General features: G+C 35.5%; 22 protein-coding genes. 6 read left to right on the top strand and 16 right to left on the bottom strand.

Features of this window, described 5'->3' with window-relative positions:
• Positions 1–135: 135 nt before the first annotated feature.
• The 3 genes from KI338_RS08975 to ytzI form a co-directional block, all read right to left on the bottom strand.
• A complete protein-coding gene (locus KI338_RS08975; protein WP_212920676.1) occupies positions 136–621 on the bottom strand; it encodes a DUF456 domain-containing protein in 486 nt (161 codons plus the stop codon).
• A 3-nt stretch (positions 622–624) separates the two neighbouring features.
• A complete protein-coding gene (locus tag KI338_RS08980; protein WP_212920677.1) occupies positions 625–1,251 on the bottom strand; it encodes a glycerol-3-phosphate acyltransferase in 627 nt (208 codons plus the stop codon).
• Between the two features lie 184 nt (positions 1,252–1,435).
• Positions 1,436–1,588: a YtzI protein gene (gene ytzI / locus KI338_RS08985; protein ID WP_212920678.1), complete on the bottom strand. Its 153-nt coding sequence runs from the start codon at positions 1,586–1,588 to the stop codon at positions 1,436–1,438.
• A 308-nt stretch (positions 1,589–1,896) separates the two neighbouring features.
• Between ytzI and ehuA the strand changes: the two genes are divergently transcribed.
• A complete protein-coding gene (gene ehuA / locus KI338_RS08990) occupies positions 1,897–2,712 on the top strand; it encodes an ectoine/hydroxyectoine ABC transporter ATP-binding protein EhuA (RefSeq protein WP_280530742.1) in 816 nt (271 codons plus the stop codon).
• 180 nt (positions 2,713–2,892) lie between these two features.
• Positions 2,893–3,345, top strand: coding sequence for an HIT family protein (locus KI338_RS08995; RefSeq protein ID WP_212920679.1), 453 nt, complete (start codon positions 2,893–2,895; stop codon positions 3,343–3,345).
• Positions 3,346–3,461: 116 nt separating this feature from the next.
• Here the strand turns inward: KI338_RS08995 and murB are convergent, their stop codons facing one another.
• From murB to fni, 9 genes are all read right to left on the bottom strand, one after another.
• A complete protein-coding gene (gene murB, locus KI338_RS09000; protein WP_280530743.1) occupies positions 3,462–4,379 on the bottom strand; it encodes a UDP-N-acetylmuramate dehydrogenase in 918 nt (305 codons plus the stop codon).
• Between the two features lie 931 nt (positions 4,380–5,310).
• On the bottom strand, positions 5,311–6,000 hold the full coding sequence (locus KI338_RS09005; protein ID WP_212920680.1) for a SurA N-terminal domain-containing protein: 690 nt from the start codon (positions 5,998–6,000) through the stop codon (positions 5,311–5,313).
• A 154-nt stretch (positions 6,001–6,154) separates the two neighbouring features.
• Entirely contained in the window at positions 6,155–7,120 is a 966-nt protein-coding gene (locus KI338_RS09010; protein WP_212920681.1) for a siderophore ABC transporter substrate-binding protein, read from the bottom strand.
• A gap of 381 nt (positions 7,121–7,501) precedes the next feature.
• Entirely contained in the window at positions 7,502–8,257 is a 756-nt protein-coding gene (locus tag KI338_RS09015; protein WP_212920682.1) for an iron ABC transporter ATP-binding protein, read from the bottom strand.
• Positions 8,251–9,201, bottom strand: coding sequence for an iron chelate uptake ABC transporter family permease subunit (locus tag KI338_RS09020; RefSeq protein WP_212920683.1), 951 nt, complete (start codon positions 9,199–9,201; stop codon positions 8,251–8,253). Before KI338_RS09020 ends, KI338_RS09015 begins: the two co-directional genes overlap by 7 nt.
• On the bottom strand, positions 9,191–10,144 hold the full coding sequence (locus KI338_RS09025; protein ID WP_212920684.1) for an ABC transporter permease: 954 nt from the start codon (positions 10,142–10,144) through the stop codon (positions 9,191–9,193). The genes KI338_RS09020 and KI338_RS09025 overlap by 11 nt, the downstream gene beginning before the upstream one ends.
• A 216-nt stretch (positions 10,145–10,360) precedes the next feature.
• Complete coding sequence (locus KI338_RS09030) at positions 10,361–11,074, bottom strand: DsbA family oxidoreductase (RefSeq protein WP_212920685.1); 714 nt, start codon at positions 11,072–11,074, stop codon at positions 10,361–10,363.
• Between the two features lie 84 nt (positions 11,075–11,158).
• Positions 11,159–12,001, bottom strand: coding sequence for an MBL fold metallo-hydrolase (locus tag KI338_RS09035; protein ID WP_212920686.1), 843 nt, complete (start codon positions 11,999–12,001; stop codon positions 11,159–11,161).
• Positions 12,002–12,131: 130 nt separating this feature from the next.
• Positions 12,132–13,190, bottom strand: a complete 1,059-nt coding sequence (fni, locus tag KI338_RS09040) for a type 2 isopentenyl-diphosphate Delta-isomerase (protein WP_212920687.1) — start codon at positions 13,188–13,190, stop codon at positions 12,132–12,134.
• 138 nt (positions 13,191–13,328) lie between these two features.
• On the opposite strand from fni, the gene KI338_RS09045 reads away from it, so the two are divergent.
• Positions 13,329–13,868: an HD domain-containing protein gene (locus tag KI338_RS09045; RefSeq protein WP_212920688.1), complete on the top strand. Its 540-nt coding sequence runs from the start codon at positions 13,329–13,331 to the stop codon at positions 13,866–13,868.
• 130 nt (positions 13,869–13,998) lie between these two features.
• Here KI338_RS09045 and rsgA read toward each other — a convergent pair whose 3' ends face one another.
• The 3 genes from rsgA to KI338_RS09060 form a co-directional block, all read right to left on the bottom strand.
• Entirely contained in the window at positions 13,999–15,054 is a 1,056-nt protein-coding gene (gene rsgA / locus KI338_RS09050; protein ID WP_212920689.1) for a ribosome small subunit-dependent GTPase A, read from the bottom strand.
• A 442-nt stretch (positions 15,055–15,496) separates the two neighbouring features.
• Positions 15,497–15,820, bottom strand: a complete 324-nt coding sequence (locus KI338_RS09055) for a hypothetical protein (RefSeq protein ID WP_212920690.1) — start codon at positions 15,818–15,820, stop codon at positions 15,497–15,499.
• A gap of 157 nt (positions 15,821–15,977) precedes the next feature.
• On the bottom strand, positions 15,978–16,802 hold the full coding sequence (locus KI338_RS09060; protein ID WP_212920691.1) for an aldo/keto reductase: 825 nt from the start codon (positions 16,800–16,802) through the stop codon (positions 15,978–15,980).
• A gap of 150 nt (positions 16,803–16,952) precedes the next feature.
• On the opposite strand from KI338_RS09060, the gene KI338_RS09065 reads away from it, so the two are divergent.
• Entirely contained in the window at positions 16,953–17,735 is a 783-nt protein-coding gene (locus KI338_RS09065; protein ID WP_212920692.1) for a helix-turn-helix domain-containing protein, read from the top strand.
• A 50-nt stretch (positions 17,736–17,785) separates the two neighbouring features.
• Positions 17,786–18,682, top strand: coding sequence for a DUF899 family protein (locus KI338_RS09070; protein ID WP_212920693.1), 897 nt, complete (start codon positions 17,786–17,788; stop codon positions 18,680–18,682).
• Positions 18,683–18,844: 162 nt separating this feature from the next.
• Here KI338_RS09070 and KI338_RS09075 read toward each other — a convergent pair whose 3' ends face one another.
• Positions 18,845–19,357: a GNAT family protein gene (locus tag KI338_RS09075; RefSeq protein ID WP_212920694.1), complete on the bottom strand. Its 513-nt coding sequence runs from the start codon at positions 19,355–19,357 to the stop codon at positions 18,845–18,847.
• A gap of 172 nt (positions 19,358–19,529) precedes the next feature.
• Between KI338_RS09075 and KI338_RS09080 the strand changes: the two genes are divergently transcribed.
• Entirely contained in the window at positions 19,530–21,308 is a 1,779-nt protein-coding gene (locus KI338_RS09080) for a methyl-accepting chemotaxis protein (RefSeq protein WP_212920695.1), read from the top strand.
• The last annotated feature ends 4 nt before the right edge of the window (positions 21,309–21,312 follow it).

Here is a 21,312-nt window from a genome sequence, read left to right on the forward strand (position 1 = left end):
CATACACCCCTTCTTTACATCATTACCTATATTTTGACCTAATTTGTGTTATTTACTTATAAGGTAATGTTACATACACATAAATAGGGGTAAAACAGAAGGCAGCTTTTGTCATTTATAAAGCTGCCTTGTCTCTTAAAATATTATATTGATAATAAACAAAATAATCATGACGATTTGCACGAAAACCTTAGCAAATGTTCCACTTAAAAATCCTAACAACGAGCCAATAGATGCCTTAAAAGCTTCCTGAAAGGTTCGCTTCTGAAGCATTTCAATGATTAGAACAGCGACAAAAGGTATAATAATTATCCCGAATGGTGGTATAACAAATGAGCCAATAATGACAGCAATAGCAGCACCACGTTCGCCCCACTTACTACCCCCAAACTTCTTCACAAAGTAGCTGTTTGCTACAATATCCGCCACAATAAGGATAATGGTAAAAATAACCATTATCGTCCAAAAGATGAAGCCTAATTCGTCCCCATTAATACCGAATTGATACAATAAGAAGCCAATCCAAATGAGTAGTACAGATGGAATAATTGGATAAATTACTCCAACAAAGCTTAGGATAAATAATGCTACAATTAAAATCCAAATAATGATCTCAATCATCAGTTACTCCTTTACTCTTTTCTGAAACATACTAGAAAGCTTTCTTTCCTCTTTCGTAATAATACGTTTATAATTCTCTAAATGTTTCACAACACTTAAGACAGATAGAAGAACTACAATCATTGTTGGCTCTTCTCCGAAAAAATAATACGTTGTTACTAAAAAAGAAATATACATCATCAAGACACCAATAACAAGATAATCTGTTGCGAAAGTAAAAATGAATAGAATGGCAATACCGATCAGTGCAATTTTCCAATCTATTGCTAGTAAAATTCCGACAAGTGATGCTGTTCCCTTTCCTCCATTAAACTTCATTGTAATTGGAAAATTGTGACCAAGTATAACTGTCATCGCCGTAACATACACTAATAAAATTTGAGTATCACCTGTTATACTGTTTTCATTTAAAATGTAAAGCATGATTAAGATAGCAAGGGTACCTTTAAAAATATCAATAAGTGCAACTAAAATTCCATATTTCCATCCTAATAGAATAGTAGTATTGGAAGCCCCAGCATTTTTAACACCTGAATTTTTTATATCTATTTTTTTATATTTACCAACTAATTGAGAACCATGTATATATCCAAACGCATAACCAATTAGAATACTGATAAGGAAATACATGTTTTTCCCCCTTCATGTTCTTCATTTGTTATTTTTATTCTAATATAAGACAGTGGTGTTGGATACAGTATTTTTAGAAAAAAGGGCCCTGAATGAAGAACTAGATTAATATCTTTAAATACAAAAAGCCCGCATAATTTCATGCGAGCTTCCGTTCACTTATCTAAATTCCAACAGCTACTCATTAACTTTGATTCCGATTACTTCCCTTATCACTTTCCGATGGTAGTGGATCTATTGTATGTTTATACCCATACCCTTTGTCCAGTGTTAAGATTGATAAGGCAACGACGATAATCGTAATAACTATACATACAATCGCAACTACCCAAATCATCGTAATAATCTTTCTCCCCTCCTACCATAGAAAAAGCCCTCGTTAGTATATTAACTATATTCTAACACGAAACAGATATATTGCTAGCCAAATAATTATAGGATGTTTTTAAAAAATCTTTCGCTTTACACATATACGACTTTCTTTTCATCCTAACAGTATTAATGTTAAAATAGTGCTGATAATTATTTAGTACATCTTTGCACCGGTAATAGCTATCCTTCCGCAATTTCAATCAAGAAAAAAACGATAAATCGTCGTTATGATAATAGCCCATAGCTACAGGAATATAAAGGAGCTGTCATGTAATGGTATCGGTAACGGAGAAAGAACATATCCACTCGTTGAAATCAAAAAAGAAGCCCATTGTGTCTTACAAAAATATATGTAAATCCTATGGTGATACAGAAGTATTAAGAGGGATTAATCTTGCTATTCACCCAGGAGAAAAGGTTGCCCTCATCGGACCAAGTGGCTCAGGAAAAACAACAATAATACGAATGCTAATGACGCTAGAGCAACCAACTTCCGGAGAGATTATCGTTGATGGTAAGAACCTTTGGCAGATGGAGAAGAATGGTAGACTTGTCAAAGCAAATGAAAAACATTTACGAGCGATTCGTGGAGATATCGGAATGGTGTTTCAACATTTTAACCTTTTCCCGCATATGACGATATTACAAAACTGTATGACTGCTCCAGTTCATGTAAAAAAGGAAGAAAGATCCAGTGTCAAAAGACGTGCCATACAAATGCTCGAAAAGGTAGGACTTGGCGATAAGCTAGATAGCTATCCTAGCCAATTATCTGGTGGACAAAAGCAACGCGTCGCTATGGCAAGAGCACTTGTAATGCGACCAAAAATTATGCTCTTCGATGAGGTTACATCTGCCCTTGACCCAGAACTAGTTGGAGAAGTACTAGAGGTTATTCGTGATATTGCTAAAGAGGGCGAAATGGCAATGGTGCTCGTAACGCACGAAATGGATTTCGCACTTGATGTGGCTGATCGTGTTATATTCTTAGATAATGGTGTTATTGCAGAAGAAGGAACACCAAGTGAAGTACTTGAGGAATCGAATAATGAACGATTACAACAATTTTTACATCGTTTTCGGAGCTAGTTGACCTGTTTGTTATGGGATTAATGAAGAATGAATTAATTATAGAGGATATTACTTTTAAGAGAACACCACCGCTTGGTGGTGTTTTCTGTATAGATAGATAAAAAATGAAGATACTTATTCCAATATCAGACTGATTATACTATAATTTTGGAAATATTTAAAAAGGGTGATGCATAAATGGAAGATTGCTTTATTTGTAATAAACACGCAGGGAATATTCAGACTTCTGGTGCAGTGATTTATGAGGATGAATATGTATATGTTGGCCATATTGATAGAAATGGAAACCCAAACTATTTGGGCCATATCATGATTGATTTAAAGAGACATGTTCCAACACTTGGGGATATGAATATGGAAGAAGCAATGGCATTTGGCAAAGCAATGGCTAGAATGAGTAGAGCGTTAATGGAAGTTGAAAAGGCAGAACATATCTATTCCTATGTCACAGGGCACGCAGTCCCCCATCTTCACATGCACTTAGTTCCTCGGTATCCAAATACTCCTAAAGAATTTTGGGGACCATTTGCTGTATATGATTGGAGCGATGCGCCATTTGGAGATAACAACGAAGTCATTACTCTTTGCAATCGTATAAAATCACACCTTGAGAATAATCAAAGTGAGTAACCTTTTCGACGATTTCAGTTGGGCTGGCAGCCAGACTATAAATAAAAATAAAAGAGATGCATTGGTACTGCACCTCTTTTGTTTTTATTTGACTTCCATTAAACAACGCGGTTTTTCTATTCTAGATCCTCGCCAATAATTCGTACTTCTCGCTCTAAAGCAACACCAAATTTTTCCTTAACAGTTGCTTGGACATGATGAATCAGACTTATATACTCTTCTGCAGTTGCATTGTCTTTATTCACAATAAATCCTGCATGTTTTAAGGATACTTGTGCCCCACCAATTTGCGTTCCTTGTAAACCACTATCCTGGATTAACTTACCTGCAAAGTATCCGGGCGGTCGTTTAAACACACTTCCACAGGAAGGGTACTCAAGAGGTTGCTTGGACTCTCGTTTAAATGTCAAATCATCCATAACAGCTTTTATTTCGTCATAATTGCCTTCCTTTAATGCAAACGTTCCTTCTAAAACAATATATCCTTTATCCGGAATATTACTTCTTCGGTATTCTAAATCTAACTCCTCCGCACGTAACGTTAATAAATTTCCATTTGGTCCTACAACGATTGCGCTTTCTAAAACATCCTTAATCTCTCCACCATAAGCACCTGCATTCATATAGAGGGCTCCACCAACTGAGCCAGGAATCCCACAAGCAAATTCAAGGCCAGTAAGTTTTACGTCTAAGGCAGCCCTTGATACATCAATAATACGGGCACCACTTTGGGCAGTGATTTTAGTATCTGTTGTTCGAATGTCATTTAATTTATTCAAATTCATGATGATTCCGCGAATACCGCCGTCTTTAACTATTAAATTGGATCCATTACCTAGCAAGGTAAAAGGAATCTCTTCTCGATTCGCCAGTTTAACAATGAGTTGAACTTGTTCATAAGTCTCTGGAGTTACAAGAAAATCTGCATTTCCACCAAGACGTGTATACGTATGATTCTTCAAAGGCTCATTAACCATTACATTTTCCTTTGATGTAATGTTAATTAGTTCCTCGAATACATGATGATTGTTCACTTAAATCATTCCCTTAATCAAATTCCTATACATCGTTCCCATCTGTTTCATTTTAAGTTATTTTCCACTTTCTTGCCACTTATTAAGAATATAATAATCTAAATAAATCCATACCTTTTTATTCCAGCGTTTTTATCATTGTATATACTTTCGGACAAAACATATAAGATGTGCTACCGGGTAACAGTTATTTTAATTTAGTCTTCCAGAGTCGTCTATTGGACTCGTTGCCGTGTTTTTCTTTGGTTTAGTCTTTTAGAAACGTTCTATTTGACTGGATGCTGCAGTTTTCTGCAACTAAGTCTATTAGATGCGTTCTATTAGACTGAATGCTGCAGTTTTCTGCAACTTAGTCCATTAGATACGTTCTATTAGACTAAATGCTGCGGTTTTCTGCAACTGAGTCCATTAGAAGCATTCTATTAGACTAAGTGCTCCGATTTTCTTTAACTAAGTCTATTAGATGCGTTCTATTAGACTGAACACTACGATTTTCTGCAACTGAGTCCATTAGATGCGTTCTATTAGACTGAACACTACGATTTTCTGCAACTGAGTCCATTAGATGCGTTCTATTAGACTGAATACTGCGGTTTTCTGCAACTGAGTCCATTAGATGCGTTCTATTAGACTGAATACTGCGGTTTTCTGCAACTGAGTCCATTAGATGCGTTCTATTAGACTGAATGCTGCGGTTTTCTTTAACCGTGTCTATTAGAGCACTATGCTTCAGCATAAATTCACCAACTTGTATCGAAACAACGAAAAATAGTGCATATAGAAGCAGACCACAACAAAACTACACCAATTACTTTTGCAGACAATCGAATTCCTTTACCATAAACACGTATATGAGCGATTCTAGTCAACCAAAAAACAAAATAGAAGCACATGATTTCACTGTCATGTGCTCCTTTGACCTATAGGAAAATTATATATGTTTTTCGATAGTTGCCGTCTTTTTTAATTCTTCCACTTTCACCTGTAAAGCATCCGCTTCACGTTGTTGTTTAAGATTAGCTTTTATAGTGGATTCTGCATCCTCATACTTTGGAATATCATCCATTTCTTTTTTCAGCTTGTCATAGGCTTCTTTTGCGTCTTCCTCCGTTACCTCATCAATTTGGATTTCCTTATCCACATATTGATTAAGGATATGAGTAAACAGTATTTGTTCCTTGACAATTTTCTCTGTTAATTTATATTGCTTTAAATACTCTTTAAACTTCTTTTCGTCCTCTGACTTTAATTCATCATATTCCTTCTGAATATCTTCCTCTGAGACTTTTATACCTTGCTTATTGGCATCTTGTTTAATCAACTCTTGAGCAATTATTTCGTTCAATGCTAATTCCTTCATCTTTTCCTTATCACTTATGTCTTGTCCAAATTGTACAGCGCGTAGCTTACCTTGTAGGTAGACGGCATTGTATAAATCTCCAGTTATATCCTTGTCATTTATACGAACAACTACTTTATTGTTATCTACAACCTCGTCTTTATCCATTGTTACTTCTTCTGGCTTTACTTCTTTATTTGCATTTTCTTCCTTATCTTCTTTTCCACACGCAGCAACAAGTAAGAGAAGGGCTATTGCAAGGATGGCTATTACTTTTTTCATGTTATTCCTCATTTCCTAACGTAGTATTTCTATTCAAACATAATTGATACTGCCAATGCAAGAATAGGGTACATGTCTATATCGAGACTCGGGCATTTCCATTGAAAAAAGAGCAATTCACACCAATGCGAATTGCTCCCAACTAACGATATGATTACTTTAGACTTGCATCAATCTCATCAATCATTTCTTGGACTGACTCAAGTCCACCACCAGAAAGATACCAGTAATCTGGGTTTAAATAAACAATATTATCATTTTTATAGGCTTTTGTATTTTCCATTAGCTTATTTTCAACTAATTGTTTGGCAGAAGATTCTCCTCCCACAACTGCACCACGGTCAATAACATATAATAGATCTGGATCATTTTCCAATACGTATTCGAAGGACACATTATTACCATGGGTTGAAGCTTCGATGTTCGGATCCACTGGTGTTACTCCAAATACATCATGAATAATACCGAATCGAGAATTAGGGCCATACGCACTAATTTTGTCATCATTAGCTAAGATGATTAAAGAATTTTTCCCACTAGCTTCTGCTTTTTCTTTTAAGTTAGCAATAGACTCTTCAATTGTAGAAAGCACTGTTTTGATTTCATCTTCTTTATTGAAAATTTTACCAATTACATCCAAGTTTTCTTTAAAAGAATCCATATATCTTGTAGTATCTACGCCAAGGTAAATAGTCGGTGCTAACTCAGTGAATTGATCATAAAGCTGTGATTGTCTTCCAGAAATGATAATTAAATCTGGATCAATCTCTGCTAGCTTGTCAAAGTCTGGCTCCTTTAGTGAACCAACATTCTCGTATTTATCACTTTCATATTTCTCAAGATATGAAGGGATATTATCTTGCGGTAGACCAGTTACCTCAATCCCTAATTTATCCAAAGTATCTAATGTACCAAAGTCGAACACAACTACTTTTTTAGGATTTACAGGGACATTGTCAGTAGTCCCTAGTTCATGCTTAACTGAAATTGTCTTTGATTCTTCAGAAGATGACTTATCGGATGAAGCATTGTCTGTGGAATTCTCATTATCAGAGTTACCACAAGCTGCAAGAAATAGCAGTAACATGGCTATACTAAAAAACAGTGTAAATTTCTTCATATGATAGTACTCCTTTATAGATGATATATTTTAAGCTAGTGTTATCTTTCATCGATATAGTCGTTAACTACTTTCCCCTCAATATGTAATCGAGTTCATTCCTTTCCATCAACCAGCAAATGAGCTGTTCTATTGGTTTGAGCGCTCCAAAACCATGTCGAATATACAAGCTTGAATGAACATAAAAAATGGGCATAATCATTTACCTACCAAACGTTATAAGGTAAGATAAGAATGTGAGTACCCTTTATAATGGTTTGGTAATGTAATTATTGCCCCATTATGAAGGGGTTTTTTTATGGTGTTTTTATTTATTTAAACCGCCATAATATTGGGTATCTAAGACTATATCTGCTCATGACACCACTAGTTCTTAAACAATTAGTAATAGACACAGATACGTTTATCGCCAACTTCTTGAATTTCAATATCCATGTCATATAATTCCTTCAGGACACATGCATCTATAACATCACAAGCGCGTCCTTGTTTTACAATCTTTCCATCCTTTAATGCAACAATATTATCGGAATAGCAGGATGCAAAGTTGATATCATGAATAACGATTAGAATAGTTTTTCCTAATTCATCCACTAATCGTCGCAATATCTTCATGATTTGTGTGGAATGCCGCATATCTAAGTTGTTAAGCGGTTCATCCAGGAAAATATACTCGGTATCCTGAGCGATTACCATTGCAATATGTGCTCGTTGCTTTTGACCACCACTAAGCTCATCAAGGAACTTATTCTCCATATCCTTTAGTTCCATATATTCCAAAGCTTCATCTATTTTCTTCTCATCTTCCTTTGAAAGCTTCCCTTTTGAATAAGGAAAACGTCCAAAGGAAACTAATTCGCGAACCGTTAGCTTCAGATTGATTGTATTTGACTGTTTTAGTACAGATATTTTTTTAGCCAATTCATTGCTATCTGTTTTCAACATATCTTGCCCATCAATTTGAATTTCTCCGGAATCTTTTGCTATTAATCGAGTGATTATAGAGATTAACGTACTCTTTCCAGCACCATTGGGGCCGATAAATGATGTCATGGTTCCTTTTTCAATTTTTAAGGTAACGTCATCAACGACATTTTTATGGTTGTATGTCTTTAACAGGTTTTTTACCTCTACCATGATCGATTCTCCTTTAACAAAAGATATAAAAAGTAAGCACCACCGATGAAGTTGATGATAACACTAATAGTAGTTTGAAATGTAAATATCTTTTCCACTATAAACTGCCCACCAACTAGTGCAATAATACTTATAAATACTGACGCTAGCAGTACATATAAGTGGCGGTAAGTCTTCATAAATTCATACGTTATGTTCACAACCAACAAGCCTAGGAAGGTTATTGGACCTATTAGAGCTGTCGCAACGGCAGTTAAAATAGAGACAATGATTAGTAATCGTTTGACCACATAATCATAGTTTACCCCTAAATTAATAGCGTCATCTTTTCCTAGAGCTAAGACATCAAGATATTTGTAAAAACGCATAAAGTAAATAAATACAATTGCGATTACTCCTAAGGATAGATAAACAAGATTCTTGTTAACATTATTAATACTTGCAAAGCTTCTATCCTGGGCAACCATAAACTCATTTGGATCAATTAGTACCTCCATAAAAGAGGTAAAGCTATTAAAGAATGTACCTAAAATCATTCCTATAAGTAATAGAAAATAAATATTATTTTTCTCTCCCTTAAAGAGGAAACGGTACAGAATTAATGAAAATAAGACCATTGCTCCAATGGAAAGCAAATAATTTATACTACTGTTCATCATTACAATAGATGTTGAGCCGAAAATAAAAATGATAAACGTTTGGATCAACATATATAAAGAATCAAGTCCTAAAACACTAGGAGTTAGGATACGGTTATTGGTTATCGTCATAAATACCGTAGTCGAGAAGGCTATAGCCCCACCTGTTAATATAATGGCAAGAACCTTAATTATTCTTCTAGGCAGAATATAACCGATATTTCCCTTTAAATCATATAACAGATACAGTAATGTAAGAGCGACTGCAACACTAGCAAGAATGATTGTTTTTTTCTTATAGCCCATATTTCTTTCTCCTTAATAATAGGTAGATAAAGATAGCACTACCTATTACACCAACCGTTAAGCTAATCGGGATTTCATATGGATAGATAATCGTTCTGCCGATAATATCACATAACAGGACAAACACCGCGCCAAGCATGGCTGTATGCATAAGCGTTTTCTTCAAATGATCTCCCTGATAGATGGTTACAATATTTGGAATAATTAATCCTAAAAACGGAATCATACCAACGGTTAGTACGACAGAGGCAGTCACTAGTGCTACGATAACAAGCCCTAAATTGACAACCTGCCGATAATTTAGTCCCAAGTTCTTAGAAAAATCTTCTCCCATTCCTGCAATTGTAAATTTATTCGCATAAAGAAATGCAATTGCTAGTATTGGTATACTAAGATAAATTAATTCGTAGTTGCCACTCATAATCATGGAAAAATCGCCCTGCATAAAAGAAGACATATTTTGAATTAAATCTTCTTTATACGCTATAAAGGTAGCCATGGAGCTGATAATATTCCCAAACATTAGACCTACTAAAGGGATAAATATAGCATCTTTAAATTTAATGCGATCTAGTACTTTCATAAAGACCATTGTACCTGCTAAGGCAAATAGAAAAGCAATCACAATTCGTAAAAGTGGACTTGCTGCAGTAAAAAACAATAAGGACACCAATACACCTAATCTAGCAGAATCTAATGTACCTGCTGTTGTTGGTGACACGAATTTATTTCTGCTTAGTTGCTGCATAATCAATCCAGCAACACTCATGCTCATACCCGCTACCAAAATACTAATTAATCTTGGAATTCTACTAATAAACAGAATCTGCGCCTGTTCTTCGGTAAGATTGAAAATATCAAGAGGAGAGACATTGGAAACCCCAATAAAAACCGAAACAAATGATAGAATTACAAGGACGATTACCATATAACGTAATTTCATTATGAAAATTCCCTTTTTACTATTAATAATAATCATTATTAACTTTAATTTATTCTAAATAAGAATGAGATTCATTATCAATTAACTTTCTAACACGAGTATAGCATATTTGACAGTCTCGTCAATATAAATAAGTATACAATTTTCAACAATTTATTAGCTGCAAAAGAAAAAGCTTGCACGGAATTCTACTTTCCTAGCAAGCTTTCATTCATATTATTCATTCATTTCACAGCCTTCACCCGTGCAATAGGATGTTTTAGCCTTGGATTTAGAAGGGTTCTTAGAATTGCCACATTCTTCTTTCCATACTTTATTTAATATGCTTATAAAGACCTCTTTAGGTTGTGCACCAGATATGGCATGTTTTTCATTGAAAACGAAAAAGGGCACAGCTTCTATCCCTATTTGCATTGCAATTTCCTCATCTTCTCTAACGCGCTTACCATATCTGTTTGTAGTTAATAGTTCCTCAACGTCCTCTTTCATTAGACCAATCTCAGTAGCTATATTCAATAACGTATGAAAATCACTAATTAACATTGAATCAGTGAAATAAGCCTGTAAGAGTCTTTCTGTTATTTCCAATCCAAGCTGCTGTGTTTCTGCATATTTCGCTAGTCGATGAGCATCGAAAGTATTCGTATGCTGCATTGTATTAAAATTAAAAATTAATCCAATTTCGTTTGCTTGGCTTTTCAGTTTTTCATTCATTTGTCTCGCATATTCTATCGGTATTCCATTTTTGGTAGCGAGATATTCATGAATATCTTGATTAGGATCCTTTTTAGCTTTTGGATCAAGTTCATAGCTTTTATAGACAATTTGCACATAATCCTTGTGTTCAAATTCATCTAGTGCCAACTCTAACCTACGTTTTCCGATATAGCAATATGGACAAACAAAGTCAGACCACACTTCTATCTTCATGTAGTTGCACCCCACTATCTTATAAATATTTTAGCACAACATTAGATTGCCGAGGTAATGTTGTGCTTTAGATAGACTTAATGCTTACACGTATTTTCCATAGTCTGGTACTGCAACTTCATCGAAATGATCTACTAAGTGGGAGAGACCGTGTTCCAATTCGTCCCCTTCCATATAAATGCCATGACCTGATATCATGGTCTTAGGGCGGAGCTCATAGAGAGCAATAACCGATTGCCTTGCTGCATTCCAGTCCGGGGTTAAGTATCGTGGTGGTCCACATACCTCTGGTTTCTGAGTAAGGACTTTGTAAAAAGAATCTTGCTTTACAGTAATAACTGCGTCTCCTGAAATTAGAAGCCCATCCTTTTCCCGATAAAAGGAAACATGACCTTCAGAATGCCCTGGGGTATGGATCCACTTCCATTCTTCTAATCCTGGTACTTGGTGATCCTTTGGAAGTGCCTTTAAATACCTTCCAATAGTAATGGGTTCATTTGGGTAGATGGAAGAAATCTTGGCTAGTATTCCCCCTTCTACTGTTATATCTGGCTCTGGATAACTCTTTTCACCTGTTAAATATGGAAATTCTGCTTCATGAGCAAATACCGGAACATCCCAGTCAACGAGTAAATCAACAAGTCCTCCTACATGATCGAAATGACCGTGGGTTAAAATAATTGCTTCTGGCTTTGCACCTTGGCCAAAACGTTCTTCAGCCTGTCGTCTTATCTCAGAAGCAGAATTAGGCATCCCAGCGTCAATTAAATACCATTTATCATCTCCGGCTTTACCAATGAAAATGATATTTACTATTTGAGTAGTATAATAATACACATCCTCTGCTACTTCCTGACCCATCATGTTTTGAATAGATGTCATCGGAATAAACCGTGAATCCTTCATATCATGTATTTCCTTATCCATGCAATAGCCCCTTTCTAATTTGTTATGTTTATTATTGGTTAAAGAAATCTATCTAATGATGGAAATTTTTATGTCATAGGAAAATATTCTACGTTTCCATATAAAAAAGAACAAGGCTAAGCTTTTTGCTTTAGCCCTGTTCTTCTAATAAAGACCTACCCATAATGGTTACTCGGTTTGTATTCTTTAATGCTTTTAAGTCCTTTACCCCTATACCGAACATTGTGATTTTCAATTCGAATTCAATTTGTTCCATTACTTGTAGCACAGCTTCTACAGAATCGGTTGCTGCCTTTAATAAAGAGCGAGCAAAACCAATAATATCAGCACCTATCGTAATGGCTTTTGCAGCATCTAATCCTGTCTTCATTCCACCACTTGCAACTAATGGAACTTCTGGCAATTCACTTCGTACGGAGACGATACAATCCTTTGTCGGGATGCCCCAGCTATTAAATGCTTCTGCTGCTGCTTTGCGTAGTGGGTCTTTGGAGCGTAGCTTTTCCACTTGACTCCAGGATGTTCCCCCTGCCCCAGCAACATCGATAAAGGCTACACCGGCTTCAGATAATTTTTTCGCAACAGTTCCATCAATCCCAAAGCCCACTTCCTTAACACCAACTGGTACCGTTAATGCTTTACAAACAGCCTCTATCTTAGGGAGCAGCTGGTCGAAATTTAAGTCCCCCTCATCTTGAATAACTTCTTGAAGGGTATTTAAATGAAGATAAAGTGCATCTGCTTCTGTTAAATCAACAATTCTTTGTGCATGCTCTGGACCATAGCCATAATTTAATTGAACTGCACCAAGATTTGCAATTAAGGGGACTGTCGGTGCTTGATTTCGGATTAAGAATGATTCCTGATGTTTGTCACCTTCAAGCAATGCTCTAGTTGATCCTAAGGCTATCGCCCAGCCTCTCTGTTCAGCAGCCTCTGCTAAATTTTGATTAATCTCTGTTGCTAATTCTGAGCCACCAGTCATGGAGCTTACAAGAAATGGAGCTTTTAAAGGTTTCTTAAGAAAGCTTGTATCAATCGTAATATCATTAAAATTAATTTCTGGTAGTGCATTATGAATAAAGGAAATTCCTTCTAAACCAGTACTCTTATTGACACCCTCTACTTGGTCTGTCAAACATAAGCGAATATGCTCTGTCTTGCGTTTATTAATTCCTTGCTCAGCCATGTTCACACTTCCAATCCTTATGTCCTACCTATAGTTTACTTGTTTCCCTTATCAAATGAAAGTAAAGTGATAGGTTTTCACTATGTATTCAATTCTATATAATAAAGTAAAAATAAGTGTAGAAGGAGAGAGCTATTCTTGAAAACAGAAGCCAAAGAATTTGCCACGAAGGCACATACAGGTCAAAAGAGAAAAAATTCTAATGATGAATATATTACACACCCGATTCGTGTTGCTGAACGACTTGAAAGAGAAGGGTTCTCAGAGGAGTTAGTCTGTGCAGGCTACTTACATGACGTAGTAGAGGATACGATATATGAATTAGAGGATATTAAAGAGAGGTTTGGAGAAAGAGTAGCTTTTCTTGTTGCTGCGCATACGGAGGATAAATCAAAGTCATGGAAGGAGCGTAAACAACATACCATTGATACTATCAAACATGCTGACAAAGAGGTAAAATATTTAATCGTTGCAGACAAGCTCGATAATTTATTAGGACTCGAATTAGATTTGAAGCTTCATGGTGACTCTGTTTGGAACAACTTCAATGCTGGTAAAGAAGATCAAAAATGGTATAACACATCTATTGTCGAGAACATGAAAGTTGGATTACAAAAGCAAGAGGTTCCAATGTATTTTGATGAATACGAGAATTTAGTGAAGCGAATTTTTAACTGATTTCTCTATAGAAAGTATATTACTTATAAAGCCAAAATAGTGATGTAGGTAGTTTTTGGTAACAATCTGGCTATTATTAATGATCCCCATTGAAAAAGGCACGTACATCCTATACGTGCCTCGCCTTTTATTATACTCTATATTTATAATTTTCCTTTTGTTGCTTTGAAATCTTTTTCCATTTGTTTTTCTCTTCCATTTTTGCTTTCAAATTTTGTTTGCGCTCTTCATAAGCTAATTCTTTCTGAAGCTTTAAATAGCTTTGGAATCTTTCTTCGGATAATTCTCCAGTTGAAAGCGCCTCTTGCACGCGACATCCAGGTTCTGTAGTATGGCGACAATCCGAGAATCGACAATCCTTTTCAAGTAATTCGATATCCTGAAAGGTTGTTTCTATGGCAGTTCCCCCATCCCATAATTGAATCTCCCTCATCCCAGGAGTATCAATAAGCATGGAGCCGTTTGGCATCATGAACATTTCACGATGTGTGGTTGTGTGTCGACCTTTACTATCATCTTCTCGGATATCTTTTGTTTCCTGAACCTCCTGGCCTAATAGGGAATTTATTAGTGTAGATTTCCCCACGCCAGAAGAACCTAATAGTGCAGCAGTCTTTCCATCTGACAAATAGCCTAACAATTCCTCTATTCCCTCTCCATTCAAGCTACTGATAGGAATAATCGGAACACCGATTGCTACTTCACTGACAGATGCTATAGCATCTTCTATCTCATCGATAGTGGATTGATCTCTTTTTGTTAATAAAATAATCGGTGTCGCACCACTTTCATATGCCAATATCATGTAACGCTCTATTCGTCTCAGATTTAAATCATGATTAAGTGAGTTAACGATAAAAACTATATCAATATTTGCTGCAACTATTTGTGCTTCTGTTCGGTTCCCTGCTGCTTGTCTGACAAATTGACTTCTTCTTGGTAAAACACGTTTAATAACTGCTTTGTTCTCCTCAGGTAGCTTTTGCACCTCAACCCAATCCCCAACAGAAGGGAAATCTAGCGGGCTGTTGGATTCATTTAAGAACTTGCCACTTAAGTGGGCTAAATACTCCAAATCACCGTCTGATATACGGTAGCTATTTTTCTGCACACTAATAACTCGTGCAACATTATCTTCTAAAACATCATATTCCTTTTTCCAACCTAATTTTTCTAAATTATGCAAGTATTTTCCTCCTTGATATTAGCGGAGGAAACGCTCTATTATGCCGACCGTTCCTCCATTTTAACTGTTTTATACGGATTAACTGAATTTGTTTTCATTTCTCTCATAAAACATCACTCCTTTAAAATGGATGAACCATATATTTTCTTTTATAGTTTACTACAATTTTTCTGAAAAGCTACACTTATTTTAAAGAATCGGAAATTTTTAGAGCCTTTTTAATTGTAATAGATGAAAAATGCTTAAAGAAGAATATTCCAAGTACTATTCCCTAAATTAAAAAATATAAACCAGTAGGTACAGAAGTTATCATAGATTGTCATAAAATTTTTGAAGTATCCGGTAAAAGATACGTATGTTATTACAAGGATATAGACTCAAAAGGGAAAGAATAGGATAGTAGTTTTTAAACCAATAAATGGACGAATGAAAAGTAAAGGACTCATTCAATATTTTGGTTAAATAATTGATCAAGCAAAGTTTGATAATCTTGTTCCTCAAATGAAATAGTAATTCTATCTACTTTTCCTGAGCTTGGGATTAAAAATGGTGTTTGACTAAATTTAACTCCTATAGAACCAATTACATTATAAATTAGGTTCATAACTCTAAAGCAATTTGTATCTAATCCATCTTCTGATTCGTTTTTAATATTTACCGTTATATAGTTATTATGTTTTGTAAATCTTACTTTTCTTGGCGGAGTATTTTCTACTCTACAAAATGTCCGAATAATTTGTTTAAAATAGTCTTTTTCCGATTTCATAGATTATACGCCCTCTTTGTAAATTTATGTTTATCGATTATAGTATAAACAAAAAAGGGATAATAGGTTGTTTTTTATCTACCTCTGTTCCGCAAATGAAGCTTTAGAGTCAATAAAAAGAGATGCAAGGAATCCTTCCCTTACATCTCTTCTATTATTAACGCATATGAAATTCATTTGGATCGGCATTAATTCTTCTATTTTCGTTAAGGCCCTCAATTTTCTTCATATCATCGGCACTTAATTCAAAATCAAATATGTTGAAGTTCTCTTCCATTCTAGAAGGAGTTACTGTTTTTGGAATGACGATATTATCGTACTGTAGATGCCAACGAAGGATTACCTGTGCTGGTGTTTTACCATGCGCTTCAGCAATCGTTTGAATAACTGCGTTATTTAGTATATCGCCCCCATTAAGTAACGGGCTGTATGCCTCTAACCAAATATCATGCTCTTTACAGAATGCTTTCAGTTCTGCTTGTTGTAAAAATGGGTGACATTCAACTTGGTTTAAAACAGGTACAACATCACATTCATTTAAAAGGCGCTCTAGGTGCTCAACATTAAAGTTACATACACCGATAGCCTTGACACGACCATCATGATAAAGCTTTTCAAGTGCCTTATAGGTTTCGATATATAAATCAAAGTTTGGTGTTGGCCAGTGAATCAAGTATAAATCTACATAGTCGAGACCTAACTTCTTAAGACTTTCATCAAATGCCTTTAATGTATTTTCATACCCTTGATCAGAGTTCCAAACCTTTGTGGTAATAAATAGTTCCTCTCTTGGTACATCCGTTGCAGCAATTGCACGGCCAACTCCCTCTTCATTGCCATAAATTTTTGCAGTATCGATGGAGCGATATCCAACCTCAATTGCTTTTTTCACAGCTGTTTCAGCTTCATCATCTTTTACCTTCCATACACCAAAACCTAATTTAGGCATTTCCAAACCATTATTCAATGTTACAAATTCCATATTATCGGCTCCTTCTATGTAAATTTTATATCATTTTACCATATGAAACCTGGAAGAAAAAATTTTCAGCTCTATTCTTTAAAAGAGGAATCTTACTATAAATGTCGAATTGTATACTCTACAAATACTATAGATCATAGGGTGTTTACCATGCAAAACGAAAAGGAAAAAATTATTATTCAGGCAATTGAATACATGAAACACCATTTAGATGAAGACATAACATCTGAATCATTGGCACAGTATGTTGGTTATAGTCCATTTCATTTTAGTCGGATGTTTAAAGATGTTACAGGGGTTTCACCTCGACTTTATTTATCTGCATTACGAATTGAAGCAGGTAAACAGATTTTAATTGACTCCTCTGATTCTATTTTAAAAACATTATTAAATGTTGGCTTTCGGAGTGTTGGGACATTTAGTTCAAAGTTTAAGCAATTTGTGGGACTTCCACCTAAACAGTTCCAGCGCAATATCCACTCGCTACATACCTATTTGAACGAATATGACTTTTCAAAAGAACTGGAACCACTCGAAGTATTAGCACCCTCTGTCACTTGTCATATCATCAAGCCACAGCAGTTTAAAGGAATGATCTTTGTTGGGCTGTTTCCCAGAGCCATTCCAGATCAAGCACCAATTGTTGGAACTGCCATTCATCACAAAAAGACAAGCTGTACATTTTCTAAAGTTCCGTTAGGCACGTACTACTTGCTTACTGCAGCCATCCCTAGGAGCATAAATCCTAGAACCTATTTTGTACTAGACGAGGCATATAGAGGAAGGGTTGAGCAACCTATTCTTATAGAGAAAAACACCATGATTGATGTTGAAGTAACGTTAAGGGAACCTCTACCATATGATCCCCCAATTTTAATTAATCTACCAAAGCTTTTATTTGAAAGAGAAAATCGCAAACAAGAAGAAAAATAAATGTTATCTCTTTGATAAAGTAATTTTAAAAATAATTGGAGGATTCACTAATGAAAACTGTAAAAATATTATCTGAAATAGAAGCATTAGAGCAGGAAATACATGAAAAGAAAAAATTACTAATGGAATTACGAAAGTCTGTTCCACGAACAGAAATGAAAAACTATCTTTTTCGTGATCAAAATAATCATGAAGCAAATTTATTCGATTTGTTCGGTGATAAAGATGAATTAATTGTCGTCCAAAACATGGGAAAATCCTGTTCCTTCTGTACAATGTGGGCAGATGGGTTCAATGGTGTTTATCACCATATCATCGAAAAAGCTGCGTTTGTTGTGGCAACTCCTGATACACCAGCAGTCATGAATGCATTTGCTGCGGAGAGAAAATGGCAATTCCCAATGATTTCGACCCTTGAAACTAGTTTCAAAGAGGATTTAGGTTTTGTGAAAGATGGCTATCTTTTCCCAGGTGTTTCAACCTTCATTAGAGAGGGAGAACAAGTATTTCATGTCGCAAATGCTCCTTTTGGTCCCGGGGATGAATTTTGTTCTGTATGGTACTTCTTTGATTTACTTCCATCAGGGCGAAAAGGCTATCTTCCTCAAAGAAAAATTAATAAAGCTTCCGATTTTGAAATTACGAATAATATTGCTATCAACATCAAAAACCTTCCAGAAGCTGTGGAATTCTATACGAATAGTTTAGGAATGAAAAAATCCTGGTCGAATGATACAGAAACAAAGCTTTTATTCGGTGGGTATAATTTCTATTTGGAGGAAGGGAGCGAGAATAAGGTGTATTTCGAATTTGCTGTGGAAGACTTTCATGTGGCAAAGGATATTCTAGTACAACACGGCTGTCAAGTGACACATATTTTTAAAGATAAGAGTGTAATAATAGCTGACCCGTTTGGTTTGAACTTCCATTTATTTGAGCGTGCATAACTTAGTTTAACTATAGGCTCGACTGTGTATATGCACAAACAACATAGGAGTGTAAAACTCTATACTTAATATGGAAGCAATCCTGTATAGGGTTGCTTTTTTTATCGTAAAGTAGAAAAAAAAAAATAAGACCGCTCTTATCATAAAAAGCAGTCTTATCCATCAATCGCCTTTCCAGATGATTTCTCCACATTTTTCGTCATGGTCTATCGTTACATCAAAATCATGTTTTTGATAGAAATGCTGTAGTCTATCAACATGTCCATAGTCTCTCTTTACTAGATCACCGGTAATATATTGCACATTTTCCTCTTGAGCAATTTCCTTTAAATGTTTCATTAGCACAGATCCGTAGCCCTTATTTTCTTCACCCTTAATAGCAGCAATATGAATCGTGCTATCATCCTTCATTTCTGCTTGAAGTGCTGAATCCCATGTTCCACGATAGGTTCTCATACAACTATGGAGCATAATTTGCCACGCATTCTTTCCCTTATCTGCGTAAACAACTACCCATTCTTCATCCGGTGTCTGGTCAATACTGATTACCTCAGATTTTTTAGCAATCTCTTTGATATTACTTTGCATCCGAAATAACTGTGTTTCAATCGAATCTAATTCTTGCTGTAGCTCTTCCTTGTTTTTTTCTTCCTGTAAAAATGCTGATTGATACATCTTTCCACCTCCTTTTTTAGAACGTCCCTAAAGAAACACACAGTTTGCTATTTTACTAGAAGAGAAGGATTCCATCAACCTTTCATTATTTATTTTCTGAAAATACTTAATGAATTTTAAAAATTGCCGATATATAGAGAAAAATGTTCATTTTAATAATTGGGGGATCGCAATGAAGGATAAAAAAATTAAAATACCTAAAATGAAAAAAGTGAAGAAAAATATGCGGAAGAAAATTACCCTTCAATCACTTTTAGACTGGAACAATACCAAAATTAGCCGAAAGTATTTATTTGTTTTTTTATTCACAGCGGTTCTTTTTCTTATTGCAGGCGGTGTTGTTTTTCTTCAACTAACGAAGGGACAAAAGGACGTTCAGGCAATAGACCAATATAGCTCTCGAGTAAATGATATGGCGGATATGGCTGCCTTAATACAAACGAAGGATGTGCAGATAGCAGATTATCTACTAACAAAGAAAAGCCGTTTTGTAGATTCATTTGAAGAATACCAGGCTCAGTTCGATGAATTAAAGGAAAAAATAGAGCCCTCTTTAACAACAGATGAGCAAAGGGAAATTTTCAATAAAATAGTAGAAAACGATGCAAAAGTAAATGAAATGTTCTATGGAGAGATTAGTGATGCAGTAAACAATAATCAAGAATATATGGCCATGTCCATACGGGCACAATCCTCTGAGCTTCGTTCATATACAATAGAACTCGTCACAGAACTAATGGACATTGTCAAGAAAGATCAAAAGAAAGTAGTGTTACAATCAAAAAGCAGCTTACAAGCTGGAATTACAACACTAAGTGTTGTTAACATCGCAGCTATTATATTAGGTGTTATTCTTTTATTATTAGTTAGCAAACGAATTTCAATAAGTTTAACAAAAGTGGTCGATATGACAAAAGAAGTAGCAAATGGAAACCTGAGAGTTCATTCTATAGACTACAAAGGGAAAGACGAGATTGGTCAGCTTGCAGATGCAGTTAACCAAATGAAGGATAATATTCAAGGAATTCTGTACAAGGTTGCCTCTGCTGCCAATACACTTTCAAAACGCAGTGAGCAATTAACTCAATCTGCAGTTGAAGTTCGTGAAGGAAATGAGCAAATTGCTTCCACCATGGAGGAGCTATCCTCCGGTTCAGAAAACCAGGCAAATAGTGCTACAGATTTAGCAGAGCGAATGAATAGCTTCGTACAGAAGGTTCATCATTCCGAGGAGGATGGACTAGAGATTGCAGGTACATCCAATAATGTCCTTTCATTAACAAATGAAGGACAAGTACTAATGAAGTCTTCGGTTGTTCAAATGGAACAAATTGATACCATTGTTTCCGAGGCAGTTGAGAGAGTACAAGGGCTTGATAAACAATCTCTCGAGATCTCTAAACTCGTATCAGTAATTAAAGACATAGCAGATCAAACAAATCTCCTATCACTGAATGCTGCTATTGAGGCCGCTAGAGCAGGTGAACACGGAAAGGGATTTGCCGTTGTAGCTGAAGAGGTAAGAAAACTTTCCGATCAAGTATCAGCGTCCGTTGGAGAAATTACCACCATTGTAAACAGTATTCAAAATGAAACAGGTCATGTAGTAAATTCTTTAAATAAAGGTTATACAGAAGTAAAAGAAGGAACAGCGCAAATTGAGGAAACTGGAAGAAACTTTGCTTCTATTCATAATTCCGTTAGCGAAATGGTTACAAAGATAGAAACAATTTCTAAAAACTTGAGAAATATAGCAGATAACACCAACGATATGAATAATTTAATCGAAGATATTGCAGCAATTTCAGAGGAATCAGCTGCAGGCGTTGAGCAGGCTGCTGCTTCAGCACAGCAAACATCAAGCTCCATGGAAGAAGTATCAATGAGTGCTGCAGAGCTTGAGAAGCTTGCAGAACAACTGAATAACGAATTAAAAGTATTTAAACTATAGGTCC

Origin of the sequence: Ornithinibacillus bavariensis (assembly GCF_018333235.1) — a bacterium.
GTDB lineage: Bacteria > Bacillota > Bacilli > Bacillales > Amphibacillaceae > Ornithinibacillus > Ornithinibacillus bavariensis.

Coding starts and splice junctions, on each gene's coding strand:
- fni (WP_212920687.1), bottom strand. CDS start 13,190: ATGGCTGAGCAAGGAATTAATAAACGCAAGACAGAGCATATTCGCTTA.
- KI338_RS08995 (WP_212920679.1), top strand. CDS start 2,893: ATGGAAGATTGCTTTATTTGTAATAAACACGCAGGGAATATTCAGACT.
- KI338_RS09060 (WP_212920691.1), bottom strand. CDS start 16,802: ATGGAATTTGTAACATTGAATAATGGTTTGGAAATGCCTAAATTAGGT.
- KI338_RS09075 (WP_212920694.1), bottom strand. CDS start 19,357: ATGTATCAATCAGCATTTTTACAGGAAGAAAAAAACAAGGAAGAGCTA.
- KI338_RS09055 (WP_212920690.1), bottom strand. CDS start 15,820: ATGAAATCGGAAAAAGACTATTTTAAACAAATTATTCGGACATTTTGT.
- ytzI (WP_212920678.1), bottom strand. CDS start 1,588: ATGATTTGGGTAGTTGCGATTGTATGTATAGTTATTACGATTATCGTC.
- KI338_RS09005 (WP_212920680.1), bottom strand. CDS start 6,000: ATGAAAAAAGTAATAGCCATCCTTGCAATAGCCCTTCTCTTACTTGTT.
- KI338_RS09065 (WP_212920692.1), top strand. CDS start 16,953: ATGCAAAACGAAAAGGAAAAAATTATTATTCAGGCAATTGAATACATG.
- KI338_RS09025 (WP_212920684.1), bottom strand. CDS start 10,144: ATGAAATTACGTTATATGGTAATCGTCCTTGTAATTCTATCATTTGTT.
- KI338_RS08975 (WP_212920676.1), bottom strand. CDS start 621: ATGATTGAGATCATTATTTGGATTTTAATTGTAGCATTATTTATCCTA.
- KI338_RS09015 (WP_212920682.1), bottom strand. CDS start 8,257: ATGGTAGAGGTAAAAAACCTGTTAAAGACATACAACCATAAAAATGTC.
- KI338_RS08980 (WP_212920677.1), bottom strand. CDS start 1,251: ATGTATTTCCTTATCAGTATTCTAATTGGTTATGCGTTTGGATATATA.
- KI338_RS09070 (WP_212920693.1), top strand. CDS start 17,786: ATGAAAACTGTAAAAATATTATCTGAAATAGAAGCATTAGAGCAGGAA.
- ehuA (WP_280530742.1), top strand. CDS start 1,897: ATGGTATCGGTAACGGAGAAAGAACATATCCACTCGTTGAAATCAAAA.
- KI338_RS09010 (WP_212920681.1), bottom strand. CDS start 7,120: ATGAAGAAATTTACACTGTTTTTTAGTATAGCCATGTTACTGCTATTT.
- KI338_RS09035 (WP_212920686.1), bottom strand. CDS start 12,001: ATGGATAAGGAAATACATGATATGAAGGATTCACGGTTTATTCCGATG.
- KI338_RS09080 (WP_212920695.1), top strand. CDS start 19,530: ATGAAGGATAAAAAAATTAAAATACCTAAAATGAAAAAAGTGAAGAAA.
- KI338_RS09020 (WP_212920683.1), bottom strand. CDS start 9,201: ATGGGCTATAAGAAAAAAACAATCATTCTTGCTAGTGTTGCAGTCGCT.
- KI338_RS09030 (WP_212920685.1), bottom strand. CDS start 11,074: ATGAAGATAGAAGTGTGGTCTGACTTTGTTTGTCCATATTGCTATATC.